Here is a 12,664-nt window from a genome sequence, read left to right on the forward strand (position 1 = left end):
AAATCAGAATCGTTGTGGACTGAAGGGGTCCAGATCGATCGGCGGAGTCTGCCCCAGGACGAGATCGCGGATCAACCGTCCGGTGGCTGCAGCCTGGGTCAGGCCGAGATGGCCATGGCCGAAGGCATAGACCACCGGCCGGTTTCCCGACACGCGACCTATGACGGGCACCGAATCCGGCAGCGAGGGACGGAACCCCATCCATTCGCGCCCGCCGGCCGGATCGAGCCCAGGCAGGAATTTCTGCGCCTTCTGCAGCAGCGCCTTCGATCGCGCATAGTTGGGCGGCCGCTCGATGCCGCCGAGTTCGACCGCGCCGCCGACGCGCAGGCCGGTTTCGAGCGGCGTGATGACGAAGCCGTGGCCGGAGAAGATCAGCTGCCGCTTCACGTCGAAGGCAGCCTTCGGCAGCGTGGTGTTGTAGCCGCGCTCGGTCTCCAGCGGAATGCGATCGCCGAATTGCCTCGCCAGCAGGTGCGACCAGGCGCCGGCGGCGACGACAAGGTGTCGGGCTCGCCTGGTCGTTCCGTCGGCCAGCGTCAATGTGGCGCCATCCTCATCCGCCCCGACGCGCTCGATCCGGGCCATTTCAAAGCGCGCGCCCCTGGACTGCGCGTAAGCCCATACCGCCTTGCCGAGCAGTTTTGGATCGGCGACCGTCTTCCATCCCGGCACGAACGTGCCCTTGACGAAGCGTGGCGAAAGCCCGGACTGCAGCCGTGCCAACTCCTCGCCCTCGACATGGCGAAAACCGATGCCGAAACGCTCGCGCGCCGTCCAGCCGGGCAGCGAGGCGCGGAACTCGGCCTCGCTCTCGTAGAGTTCGAGCGAGCCGTCCTCGCGAAGCATGCCGCGCGTGCCGGAGCGATCGAGCAAACCCATCCATTCGGCTTCGGCAAGCTTCATCATGCCCGCCTGGGCGGCGAGGCTCGCTTCATATTTTGCCGGCGCGCCGGCACGCCAAAAGCGGAACAGCCAGGGCAGAAGCTTTGGCAGATAGGCGGGTGGAATGCTGAGCGGGCCGAGTGGGTCGGCCAGCCATTTCGGCAGCTGCCGGATCATGCCTTTGTGCGCCATCGGCAGCACGTCGGAGAAGGCGAAGGCGGCGGCGTTGCCGGAACTCGTTTCCTCGCAAATGCCGGTGCGATCGAAGATCGTGACCTTGCGCCCCGCCTCGGCAAGACAGGCGGCGGCGCAGATGCCGATGATGCCGCCACCTATGATGGCGATGTCTTCCCCCTCTCCCCGTTCACGGGGAGAGGGTGCCCGAAGGGCGGATGAGGGGCGGCGCCCCTCTTCTGTCGACTTCGAACTTCCGTGCACGTAAACGCTGCCTCTCTTCTGGCTGCCGCCATCTTCTCCTCATGAAGGGAAGAAGAAAGCTTTAGAACTGCGGCAGTGTCGGCCGAACCGCCAGCGCGTCCTTGACGATCTTTTCGACTGCCTTGCGGCGTTCGCCCGACAGCGGCTGGCGCGGCATGCGCACGCGGTCATTGGTTTGGATGGCGAACACTTCGGCAAGCTTGATGTTCTGCACCAGATAGGTCGAGACGTCGAGATCGAGCAGCGGCCGGAACCAGCGGTAGATGGCGAGCGCCTCTTCGCGGCGGCCCTGCTTCATCAGCTGGTAGATGGCGACAGTCTCGCGCGGAAACGCGGTGACCAGCCCGGCGACCCAGCCGATGGCGCCGACCGACAGTGCCTCGAAAGCGAGATTGTCGACGCCGGTGAACAGGTCGTAGCGAGTGCCCAAGCGATTGATGATCTCGGTCGAGCGGCGGATGTCGTCGGAGGATTCCTTGATGGCGACGAAACGCTTGTCCGATGCCAGCTCCTCCATCTGGTCGACGGTGACGTCGACACGGTAAGCGAGCCGGTTGGAGTAGATCATGACCGGCAGGTCGCCAGCCTCCGCGACGGCGCGCAGCGCCGCGACCGTCTCTTCCGTATTGGTGTGATAGATCGGGCTCGGCACCACCATCAGGCCGTTGGCGCCTTCCTTGGCGGCGCGGCGCGCAATGCTGGCCGCCTCACGGGTGCCGGCCTCATTGACTGTCAGCAGCACCGGCTTCTTGCCGGCGACCTTCTGCGCGGTCTTCAGCACCTCGATCTTCTCGTCAGGCGACAGCATCGGCCCTTCGCCGAGCGATCCGCAGACGATGATGCCGTCGCAGCCGGCCTCCATCTGCAGGCCAAAGCAGCGCTCCATCTCGGCATGGTCGAGGCGGTCGTCGGCAGTGAATTTGGTCGTGACGGCGGGGAAAACTCCGGTCCACATGGTCATGTCTCCATCTGATATATCAGCCGTATATCTGCTAGAAAATCATCTGTCAATGCGGAATCTCTTATGATATATCCTGGATATATCAGGAGATCGCCTTTGATATCCATGGACTCAAGCACTGCATTCGAGCCGGCGGCGGCCAAGGCCTACCGTGTGCTCGAGCACCTGATCGTCACGCTCGAACTGGCGCCGGCGAGCTTCGTCACCGAGGGCGCCTTGATCGAAAGGCTGGCGCTTGGCCGCACGCCGGTGCGCGAGGCAATCCAGCGGCTGGCCTGGGAAGGGCTGCTCGACGTGCGGCCGCGCGCCGGCATCGCAATCGCTCCGCTGCATCCCGGCGACTGGCTGCGCGTGCTCGATGCACGCCGCGGCGTCGAGGTGGTGCTGGCCCGGTCGGCCGCCCGCTTCGTCACCCGCGAAGCCGCCGACATGTTTCACGAAGCAGCCCTTGCCATGCAGAAGGCGGTGATCTCGGGCAACGTGCTTGCCTTCATCCAGGCCGACAAGGCGCTCGACGAAGCGCTGGCGCTGGCCGCCGACAATCCTTTCGCCGCCCGCCTGGCGGCTCCCTTGCAAACCCACAGCCGCCGTTTCTGGTTCCGCTACAAGGCCGACACCGGGCTTGCTGAATCGGCCGAGCATCATGTCGCGCTGATCCGCTCGATCCTCGACGGCGACGAGGAGGCCGCAGCCAAGGATGCCAAGCGGCTGATAACCCTGCTGCGCGGTCACGCCGAGGTGGCCGCTACCCGCCGCTGATCGGGCGGTTCAGATCCCTTGCGCCGTTGCGGTGACGGAGACGGTATTCTCCCATCCGTCACCGGTCGCGAAGATGCAGCTTCGGCCCTGCACGTCGGTCACCAGCATGGTCCATGTCCCACTTGCCGAGACATAGATCTCGACAATGGCAGCTTGCCCGACCACACCGTAGCCGATCTGCTTCTGCTGGAAGGCCTGCGCCAATCCCGCGACAAGGTCGCTGTGGCCGCCGCAGATGAATTGCGCCTGTGCCGACAGCGTCGACAACGCCAGCGCGGCGCCGATCACGGCCATCCTGATCCATCGAAACGAAAATTTGTGTGCCATCTGGCACCTCCTTCGCCTTCACGATCCGGCAAAGGGAGGCACATGGGCAGCCTCGTTATGCCGGAGCGATCCAGGCCGGGTCCGACGTCTTCATCACGTCACTCCTTCTGGTTTCCGGTCTGTCGTCAGGGAATTCTTATCGCATTCCCTGGATTCGATATGGTGAAGTCCCGATCCGAAAACAAGCAGCATCTCAACCCTGGCGGCGAGCCGTACGGCTTCGATCCGCGTCAGGTTTCCGCGGGGTCGCGAAGCGCCGCCCATTTCAGCAGGGCGTCGAGAGCCGGACATAGCGCCTGCCCCCAGTCGGTCAGGCGGTACTCGACTTTCGGCGGCACCTGATGATGCACGATGCGGCGCACGATCCCGTCGGCTTCCATCTGCCTCAGTTGTTGAATCAGCATCTTCTGCGAGATCGCCGGGATCGCCCGTTCGAGATCGGAAAAGCGCAGCACCTTGCCGCCGAACAGGTGAAACAGGATCACCAGCTTCCAGCGGCCTTCAAGGATGCGCAGCACATTTTCCACGCCGCTCGCCGCCGACACCGGCGTCAGCGCCTCAACCTTGCTTTCGGGTCCAGACTTCCTTTCTGACATGACCTTACTTTCGGGTAAGTACCTTACTTTTTCGTCGGTTCTTGCCATTTTTTCAGCATATCTCATTTTAGGAGCCGGACAAGGCCGCGGACCTTCGCGTCTACGGCAGGACCTGGAACCGGAGATGAAACCATGATCGCGAAACTTCCGCAGCCGCTGACAGACTATTTTGCCGCTAAGAACAGGCACGACATCGACGCGATGCTCGTGCCCTTCTCGTCGGACGCCACGGTCAAGGACGAAGGTGAAACCCATCGGGGTTCGGCCGCCATCCGCGACTGGATGGAAGCAACGACGAGAAAATACCGGGTGACCGTTGAGGTCGTCGACGCGACGGTCAATGGCGATACATGGCGGATCGCCGGCATCGTGTCAGGCAATTTCCCCGGAAGCCCGGCGACGCTGCACTACAACTTCACACTGGCCGACGGCCGGATAACGCGGCTGGAGATCGGTGCATGACCATCCTGGGAAATTCCCGGTTCAACGATCAGGAATTTGCCAAGTTGCGGAGCTGGTGAGATTCCTTGTTCCGGACCAGTGCCATTCTGACCGTATGATCCAACGCAAAAAAGGGCGCGACCAAGCCGCGCCCTTTCCTGTGAAATAGCTGTCGGATTTCAGTTCATCGTCGGGATGACGAACTCGGCCCCGTCCTTGATGCCGGACGGCCAGCGCGAGGTGACCGTCTTGGTCTTGGTGTAGAAGCGGAACGCGTCCGGGCCATGCTGGTTGAGGTCGCCGAAGGAGGACGCCTTCCAGCCGCCGAAGGTGTAGTAGGCGATCGGCACCGGGATCGGCACGTTGACGCCGACCATGCCGACCTGGACCCGCGAGGCGAAGTCGCGCGCCGCATCACCGTCACGGGTGAAGATGGCGACGCCATTGCCCATCTCGTGGTCGTTGGCGAGCTTGATCGCGCTCTCATAGGTCGGCGCCCGCACCACCGAGAGCACCGGTCCAAAGATCTCTTCCTTGTAGATGCGCATGTCCGCGGTGACGTTGTCGAACAGGCAGCCGCCCATGTAGTAGCCATCCTCGTAGCCCTGCATCGAGAAGCCGCGGCCGTCGACGACCAGCTTGGCGCCTTCCTTGACGCCGGTATCGACGTAGCCCTTGACGCGCTCCAGCGCCTGCGCTGTCACCAGCGGGCCGAAATCGGCCGAAGAGTCGGTCGAAGGTCCGACCTTCAGGCTTTCGACACGCGGAACGAGCTTTTCCATCAGCCGGTTGGCGGTGTCGTTGCCGACCGGGACAGCCACCGAGATCGCCATGCAGCGCTCGCCGGCCGAGCCGTAGCCGGCGCCGATCAGCGCGTCGACGGTCTGGTCCATGTCGGCATCGGGCATGATGATCATGTGGTTCTTGGCGCCACCGAAGCACTGCACGCGCTTGCCCGCGGCGGTGCCGCGCGAATAGATGTAGTGGGCGATCGGCGTCGAGCCGACAAAGCCGATGGCCTTGATGTCGGGATCGTCGAGGATGGCATCGACCACATCCTTGTCGCCATTGACGACGTTGAGGATGCCCGCCGGCAGGCCGGCTTCGATGAACAGTTCGGCGATGCGCATCGGCACGCCCGGGTCGCGCTCCGACGGCTTCAGGATGAAGGCATTGCCGCAGGCGATGGCCGGCGCGATCTTCCACAGCGGGATCATCGCCGGGAAGTTGAACGGCGTGATGCCGGCGACGACGCCGAGCGGCTGGCGCATCGAATAGACGTCGATGCCGGGGCCGGCGCCGTCAGTGAATTCGCCCTTCATCATATGCGGTGCGCCGATGCAGACCTCGACCACTTCGAGGCCGCGCTGGATGTCGCCCTTGGCGTCGGCGATCGTCTTGCCATGCTCGCGCGCCAGGATATCGGCCAGTTCGTCATAGTCGCGGGCGACGAGTTCGAGGAACTTCATCAGCACGCGCACGCGGCGCTGCGGGTTGGTTGCCGCCCATTTTGGCTGTGCCGCCTTGGCATTCTCGACCGCCGCGCGCAGTTCAGCCTGCGAAGCCAGCGCCACCGTGCCACGCACGGAACCGTCCATCGGCTGCATGACATCTTGCTTGCGGCCGCTGGTCCCGGCGACATGCTTGCCGCCGATGAAATGACCGTAGTCGATCATGATTTCTCTCCCTGGGTTTGTGATGGCGCATTGTCCGCCTTTGCCCGGCGGATGGCAACGCGAGCCAGAACGCAACCGTTGTGCATGAAATAGACAACGGAGGCCGACTGTGCATTAATTGCCGCAAATATCCGGCACTTCGATCGTTCCAAGGATTGAAAGATTGCATTCCTTCGCGCCCCCCTCTGTCCTGCCGGACATCTCCCCCTCAAGGGGGGAGATTGCGCTGTCATCTCTGCTTTCGCAAATCGTCAAGGCTGTCAGAGGTTCGCCCGCACAGTTGCCGATCTCCCCCCTTGAGGGGGAGATGTCCGGCAGGACAGAGGGGGGCGCGAAGGAACGCGACATTGATCGTTGCCATGTGGACCACCCCCATGAACTGGGATGACGTCCGCATCTTCCTTGCCGTGGCGCGGGCCGGCCAGATCCTCGGCGCGGCCAGGCGGCTGGAGCTCAATCATGCCACCGTCTCGCGCCGCATCGCCGCACTCGAGGATGCGCTGCGGACGAAGCTGTTTCGCCGGCTGACCACCGGCAGCGAACTGACGCCGGCCGGCGAGCGCTTTCTCGACATTGCCGAGCGCATGGAAGGCGACATGATCGCCGCGCGTTCGACCGTCGCCGGCGAGGGCGACGACGTCTCCGGCACGGTCCGCATCGGCGCGCCGGACGGGTTTGGCGTCGCTTTCCTGGCCAAGCGTCTTGGCGCACTGACGGGCCTGCACCGCGAACTGACGATCCAGCTTGTGCCGGTGCCGCGCTCCTTCTCCCTGTCGCGACGCGAGGCGGACATCGCCATCACCGTCGAGCGGCCGACGGAGGGGCGGCTGGTGGCGGGAAAGCTAGTCGACTATTCGCTCGGCCTGTTTGCCTCGCGCGCCTATGCCGAGGCGCATGGCTTGCCCAAGACAGCCGCCGAGCTTGATCAGCACACGCTCATAGGCTACGTGCCGGACCTGATCGTCAGCCCGTCGCTCGACTATGCGGCCGAGTTCAGCCCGGACTGGCGCACCAGCTTCGCCATCTCCTCGGCGCTCGGCCAGGCCGAAGCGGTGCGCTCGGGCGCCGGCATCGGCATCCTGCACACCTTCGTCGCCCGCTCGATGCCGGAACTGGTGTCCGTCGACGTGGTCGCACCCATCCGCCGGGCCTATTGGCTGGTCTATCACGAATCGGTCCGGCCGCTGCGCCGCGTCCAGATCGTCGCCAGCTTCATCACCAAGGCGGTGGAGCAGGAGAGAAGCCTGTTCGTCTAGACACGCCGCCTTTTCCTTGCCACAAAACCGGCCAGTGTGGCATCAGGCGCGCAGGCGCCGCCACGGGCAGACCGCCAGGTGGGAAATCTTTCAGAAAGCTGGCGCGGATAGACATGCGAGCCGTTCTTGCCATCCTGCCGCTGGTCTTCCTTTCCGCATGCGCCAATCCATGGACCAAAGTGCCGGAGGCCGACCTGCCCAAGCCGATCCGCTACGCCATGGCCCGCCCTTCGCCTTTCGTCTTCGGCAATTATTGCGGCCCCGGCACCCGCACCGGCGATCTGTCGGCGCGGCCGGTCGATCGCCTCGACGCAGCCTGCCGGATCCATGATGCCTGCTACATCGCTCGCCACAATCATTGCGATTGCGATGGTGCCCTCGTCGCCTCGGCGAAAACGATACGCGACGACAAGACAGCACCCCGCAAGATGCGCGGCGAGGCGGAGCTGCTGATCGCCACTTTCGCCATCCCCGTCTGCAAGGTGTTCCCGCAGGGCTTCATGCCGCCGCGCGACCCGGCACAACTGAGCGTCCTGAAGGCCGGGGCGACCGGGTGAATCGCCGCGCAGCCATTATCGTGGCCCTGTCCGGGCTGACGTTCGTTGTCCTTGCCGGCTGTGCCGGCTCGCCCGGCCGCAATGCCTGTGACCTGCTGCAGGGCCAAGAGGCCTGCGCTCGCCCCTCGCTGTCGGCCAGGACTCCGGGGCCCCAGGTTGCCGCCGCTCAGTTTTTTGGCGACGCCGGCACAAGCGACTATGAAAAGCGATTCCTGGCGCTGCTCGCCGACCACCAGCTCGGCGCCATGGACCGGGCCAACGGCACCGGCCCTTTCGGCCATGACCGCCATGACATCCGCACCAGCGATTTCCAGGCGACCTACCGGACGCTGCAGCACCTGGCCGGTCCGGTTGCCGAAACGCATCTGCCGCCGGCCGGTGGTGGCAGCGGCGATGGCCATTTCGACGGGCGCTGGCGGGTGTCGCGGCAGACGCTCTACATCGACGCCGCGGCACGGCCTTCGGCGCCCAAGACATTCGATTTTTCCGGCCTGCAGGCGCGCAGCGTCGAGATCGTGCTGCGCCAGGCGGGCAAGCAACCGGCCGAGATCGACGGCTCATGCGATGGCGCGTTGGCGCTGCGCGACGGTGCCGGTTCGCGAACCATTGCCGCGGGCATGGCATTCCGCTTTCGCCTGTCTGGCGAGGACGACACGGTCAGCCTGTTCCCAAGTGACAGCCTGAACCGCTGCACCGCAAGAATCCGCTCCAGCCTTGTCCCGGCCGGCGCGCCCCTCACCATCCGGCGCGAAGAGACCGCCGACCCGGCGCTCGCCGCTTTCGACAGCCGCTACGAGCGTTGCCCGACGCCTGACCCCACGGGCCTCGACCCGCTCAGCCGCGCCTTCTACGCCAGCCGCTGGCTGTCGCAGACCTGCGCCTTGCCGATCGGAGAGCCGCGCCTGCTGCGCAAGTCGCGCGACGGCTTCAACGCCAAGGTCGAGGCGCTGATGGGAACGCCGCTGCCCGACAGCGCCATCGACAGGGGCGACCCGGAGCTGCCGCTCGACTTCTCGAAGGCGCCAAGGCTGAAGCTGATCTATCTGTCCTCGCTCGAATTCAAGGCGGATTTTTCCGGCCGCATCATCGAACGGCTGATCCGCCACCATGCCGCGCTCGGCACCAAGGTGCGCATCATGGTCACAGACGTGCTGGAGCGCGACAAGGACGACGCGCTGCTGCACCGGCTGGCGGCCGAGTTCCCCAATGTCGAGTTGCAGGAGTACCGCTGGCGGGCCGATCGGGGCGCACCGATCGACGAGCAGATCTCACAATTTCACAAGACCCACCACATCAAGATGCTGGCGACGCTGGCTGAGGATCCCGGGCGCTCGCGCGTCATCATCGGCGGCCGCAACATCCATGACGGCTTCCTGTTCCACCAGCCGATCGATCTGTCGCGCTATCCGGATCTGGAGCAATATGGCAGGACCGACGGCTTTTCGTTGAACTACTATTCGAACTGGAGCGACTTCGACATCGAGTTCACCGACCGGACCACGGTCGAGGCGCTCGCCGCGCATCTCTCGACAGTGTGGCTTCGCGACGCCGACACCAACATCGCGCGGCCTTTCTCCATTCCGGTTCGGTCCGACGGCCACCGCCCGTCAGGCACCGCGCGGCACTTCATCTCCGTGCCCTACGCGGATGGCCATGCGCTGGAGGATTATTTCGTCGAGCTGGTCGACGCCGCCCAGCACCATATCCAGATCATCAATCCCTATCTCAACCTGACGCCGAAGCTTAACCACGCGTTCGACCGGGCGCTCGCCCGCGGCGTCAAGATCGACATTGTCGGCCGTATCGATCTCAAAGGCGACATTGGCGGCAGGTTCCTCACCGCGCTCAACAAGCTGTTCGTCGAGAAGTATGGCGACCGCATCGACATTCGCGAGTTCAAGGCGCCCGATGTCGTGCTGCATTCCAAGATCATGATGATCGATGAGAGGTTGGTCGCCATCTCCTCGGTCAATCTCAACAACCGCAGCTTCTTCCACGACTCGGAGAATGGCATGATGGTGCTGGACCCGGCCTTCTACACCAGGATGAAGGCGATCTATGACGACTATCTCGCCCACTCCAACCCGGTTCCCACCAACGTAACGATCCCGTGGGCCTATCGGCTGCTGTTCGACGAAGACTGGGTCAGGCAGGCGTTTTGACGAATTTGGGCGACGTCGCGGCGCCCTATCGCAGATAGCGTTCCTGCGCGAGATCTCGGACATCGATGTCCGGCACCCGGCTGGAGATGATATCGGACAGCACCTTGGCCGAGCCGCAGGCCATGGTCCAGCCGAGCGTGCCGTGGCCGGTGTTGAGATAGAGATTGGAAAGCTCGGTGCGGCCGATCAGCGGCGGACCATCCGGCGTCATCGGCCGCAGCCCACACCAGAACGTCGCGTCCCGCATCGCGCCGGCGCCCGGAAAGAGATCGCCGACCGAGTGTTCCAGCGTGCGCCGTCGTGATTCGTGCAGCCTGAGGTCGAAGCCGGAAATCTCGGCCGTGCCGCCGACCCGGATGCGGTTCCCCAGCCGGGTGATCGCCACCTTGTAGGTCTCGTCCATCACCGTCGACACCGGCGCCACGGCGGCATCCTGGATCGGCACGGTGATCGAATAGCCCTTGACCGGATAGACCGGGATTGGCCGCTTCACCCGACGCATGAAATCCGCCGAATAGCTGCCCATAGCCATGACATAAGCGTCGGCGGTCAGCCAGCCCTTGCTGGTGCTGAGATTGGCGATACGGTTGCGGCTGCGGATAACGCGCCAAACCGTCAGACCATATTCGAATTTGACCCCGCGAGCCACGCACAGCTCGGCCAGGCGGTCGGTGAACATCTTGCAGTCGCCGGTCTCGTCGCGCGGCAGCCTGAGGCCGCCGACGAACTTTTCGCGCACTCCGGCCAGGCCTGGCTCCGCCGCGATGCAGCCGTCCTGGTCGAGGATCTCATAGGGCACGCCATATTTCTTCAGCACCTCGACATCGCCACCGGTGCCGTCGAGCTGCTTCTGCGTGCGAAATAGCTGCAGCGTGCCCTGGGCACGCTCGTCATAAGCGATGCCGGTCGCCTCGCGCAGCGCCTTCAGCGTGTCGCGGCTGTATTCGGCCAGCGGCACCATGCGCGCCTTGTTGATCGCATAGCGCTCGGCCGTGCAATTGCGCAGCATCTTGACCAGCCATGTCCACATATGCGGATCGAAGGCCGGCCGCACGACCAGCGGGCCATGCTTCATCAGCAGCCACTTGATCGCCTTCAACGGAATGCCGGGCCCGGCCCAGGGCGAGGCATAGCCGGGCGAAATCTCGCCGGCATTGGCGAAGCTGGTTTCCAGCGCCGGGCCTTTCTGGCGATCGACCACCGTCACCTCGTGGCCGGCCTCGGCGAGATAGTACGCCGTGGTCACCCCGATGACGCCACCGCCCAGCACCATGATTTTCATCGTTCACTCCTTGCCGTGCCGCGTCCTTCCGGACGCCCATAGACGCGGCCGCATTTTCGATTTGCGCATGATCCTTTCCGAAAATCGATTCCGATTTTCGAGACCATGCACTGTTGCCCGTTCACGCCGCCGAGGGACCGGGGTCGTCGTCCTCTGTCTGCCGCATTCCAGCCGTCTCGCCAAGAGGCCGCCTGTCGGCCGCGGCGCTGTAGACCAGGGTGAGCCCATATGGTCGCCTCACCTCGGTTGGGGATTTTTCCTTGACTGCGCGCCGCGCAGCCTCGGGCTGGTAGAGCACCGCCTTGATCAGGATCGACTCGTTCCTGCCGTCGGGCTGTTCGATCATGGCCGTCTGGCCTTGGGCCATGCCAAGCATGCAAAGCCCGCGCCTCGTGGCGATCGACAGACTGGAGCCGACCGGTCCGCGCACTTCGTTTTGCACCAGGGTCCGCGTCTCGGCAGCGCCGGCATCGATGCGAAACACCACTCTGCTGTTCAGCGTCACGATATCGGGTTCGACCACATCGATCGAGACGAGATCGGCGTTTGCAAGCTTGTGTTCAAGCATATCCACCATCGGGTCCGCGAATGCCCGTCGACGCTCCAGCATGACTTCGAGGACGGCAAAGTCCTTGGTCGTCAAGCAACAGTTCGTGCCTGTCATCATCATCTCCACGATCAGGGCCGCTGCGGGCCGGAGGCGGGCGTGTCGACGGCTTCGACGGTCACCGACAGTTCCCGGCCGCCACGGCTGCTCCAGCACACCGCCTGCCCGACGGTTGCGCCGATGAGCGCCGTCCCCATCGGCGTCAGCACCGAAATCCTGTTTTCAGTGATATCGGCATCGCCGGGGTAGACCAGCGTGATGCGCTGGGTGTCCCCGTTTTCGCCACGGATTGTCACTGTCGAGCCCATTTGCACCACGCCGGCAGGCATCGCCGCCGCTTCCGTGACGACGGCCCGGTCCATTTCCGAAAGCAGCTCTTCGGCAGTCTCAGGCGTGCGGTCGAGCGACGCTCTCGCCAGGCCTGTCAGCCTGTCATGGTCGGCATCGCTGACCGTGAGCTGGTTCTGTGGGTGCAGTCCTGTTGCATGTTGCATGGCAAACCTCTTGGATTGGCGCATCGAATAGATGCGCGCTTGCCGCCGTACTGACGGCAGCTTGATGAAAGCCGGCAGCCGCGAGGGCTGTCAGGCTTGATGGCGGTGTTGGATGTATGGATGCCCCGGTTCGGACGGACGCCAAGAAGGCGGCCGCGCCGGGGCTACGATCCCGCGATCGGGCAGACCCTGAACAAGGTTCTGATATGGGCGAGGTTGCTCA

At 64.3% G+C, this 12,664-nt stretch carries 13 protein-coding genes; 5 read left to right on the forward strand and 8 right to left on the reverse strand.

The window, feature by feature from the left end; translation table 11 throughout:
- Nucleotides 1-3: 3 nt before the first annotated feature.
- A complete protein-coding gene (locus AC1DZP_RS02655) occupies nucleotides 4-1,323 on the reverse strand; it encodes an NAD(P)/FAD-dependent oxidoreductase (RefSeq protein WP_477300034.1) in 1,320 nt (439 codons plus the stop codon).
- 61 nt (nucleotides 1,324-1,384) lie between these two features.
- Nucleotides 1,385-2,278 carry a dihydrodipicolinate synthase family protein gene (locus AC1DZP_RS02660; RefSeq protein WP_477300035.1) on the reverse strand — a complete coding sequence of 298 codons (894 nt, stop codon included), beginning with the start codon at nucleotides 2,276-2,278 and terminating at the stop codon, nucleotides 1,385-1,387.
- 111 nt (nucleotides 2,279-2,389) lie between these two features.
- Here AC1DZP_RS02660 and AC1DZP_RS02665 point away from each other — a divergent pair, with 111 nt between their 5' ends.
- Nucleotides 2,390-3,043 (forward strand): GntR family transcriptional regulator, encoded by a 654-nt coding sequence (locus AC1DZP_RS02665; protein WP_457153500.1) that lies wholly within the window; start codon nucleotides 2,390-2,392, stop codon nucleotides 3,041-3,043.
- Between the two features lie 9 nt (nucleotides 3,044-3,052).
- On the opposite strand, the gene AC1DZP_RS02670 is transcribed toward AC1DZP_RS02665, so the two are convergent.
- Nucleotides 3,053-3,370 carry a hypothetical protein gene (locus AC1DZP_RS02670; RefSeq protein ID WP_477300036.1) on the reverse strand — a complete coding sequence of 106 codons (318 nt, stop codon included), beginning with the start codon at nucleotides 3,368-3,370 and terminating at the stop codon, nucleotides 3,053-3,055.
- Nucleotides 3,371-3,600: 230 nt separating this feature from the next.
- Nucleotides 3,601-3,966, reverse strand: a complete 366-nt coding sequence (locus AC1DZP_RS02675) for a winged helix-turn-helix transcriptional regulator (protein WP_477227659.1) — start codon at nucleotides 3,964-3,966, stop codon at nucleotides 3,601-3,603.
- Between the two features lie 132 nt (nucleotides 3,967-4,098).
- Between AC1DZP_RS02675 and AC1DZP_RS02680 the strand changes: the two genes are divergently transcribed.
- Entirely contained in the window at nucleotides 4,099-4,428 is a 330-nt protein-coding gene (locus tag AC1DZP_RS02680; RefSeq protein WP_477300037.1) for a nuclear transport factor 2 family protein, read from the forward strand.
- A 158-nt stretch (nucleotides 4,429-4,586) separates the two neighbouring features.
- Here AC1DZP_RS02680 and AC1DZP_RS02685 read toward each other — a convergent pair whose 3' ends face one another.
- Complete coding sequence (locus tag AC1DZP_RS02685; protein WP_457153499.1) at nucleotides 4,587-6,083, reverse strand: CoA-acylating methylmalonate-semialdehyde dehydrogenase; 1,497 nt, start codon at nucleotides 6,081-6,083, stop codon at nucleotides 4,587-4,589.
- A gap of 374 nt (nucleotides 6,084-6,457) precedes the next feature.
- Here AC1DZP_RS02685 and AC1DZP_RS02690 point away from each other — a divergent pair, with 374 nt between their 5' ends.
- The 3 genes from AC1DZP_RS02690 to AC1DZP_RS02700 all read left to right on the forward strand — a co-directional run bounded on the left by AC1DZP_RS02690 (nucleotide 6,458) and on the right by AC1DZP_RS02700 (nucleotide 10,058).
- Entirely contained in the window at nucleotides 6,458-7,339 is an 882-nt protein-coding gene (locus AC1DZP_RS02690) for a LysR family transcriptional regulator (RefSeq protein ID WP_457151031.1), read from the forward strand.
- A gap of 113 nt (nucleotides 7,340-7,452) precedes the next feature.
- A complete protein-coding gene (locus AC1DZP_RS02695) occupies nucleotides 7,453-7,896 on the forward strand; it encodes a hypothetical protein (RefSeq protein WP_477227658.1) in 444 nt (147 codons plus the stop codon).
- Nucleotides 7,893-10,058: a phospholipase D-like domain-containing protein gene (locus tag AC1DZP_RS02700; RefSeq protein ID WP_477300038.1), complete on the forward strand. Its 2,166-nt coding sequence runs from the start codon at nucleotides 7,893-7,895 to the stop codon at nucleotides 10,056-10,058. The genes AC1DZP_RS02695 and AC1DZP_RS02700 overlap by 4 nt, the downstream gene beginning before the upstream one ends.
- Nucleotides 10,059-10,083: 25 nt before the next feature.
- On the opposite strand, the gene AC1DZP_RS02705 is transcribed toward AC1DZP_RS02700, so the two are convergent.
- From AC1DZP_RS02705 to rnk, 3 genes are all read right to left on the reverse strand, one after another.
- Nucleotides 10,084-11,340 carry a D-amino acid dehydrogenase gene (locus AC1DZP_RS02705; protein WP_477227656.1) on the reverse strand — a complete coding sequence of 419 codons (1,257 nt, stop codon included), beginning with the start codon at nucleotides 11,338-11,340 and terminating at the stop codon, nucleotides 10,084-10,086.
- A 121-nt stretch (nucleotides 11,341-11,461) separates the two neighbouring features.
- On the reverse strand, nucleotides 11,462-11,983 hold the full coding sequence (locus AC1DZP_RS02710) for a GreA/GreB family elongation factor (protein WP_477300039.1): 522 nt from the start codon (nucleotides 11,981-11,983) through the stop codon (nucleotides 11,462-11,464).
- A 35-nt stretch (nucleotides 11,984-12,018) separates the two neighbouring features.
- Nucleotides 12,019-12,441, reverse strand: a complete 423-nt coding sequence (rnk, locus tag AC1DZP_RS02715; RefSeq protein ID WP_477227655.1) for a nucleoside diphosphate kinase regulator — start codon at nucleotides 12,439-12,441, stop codon at nucleotides 12,019-12,021.
- Nucleotides 12,442-12,664 lie beyond the last annotated feature (223 nt).

Source organism: Mesorhizobium sp. P2_F8 (assembly GCF_056403655.1).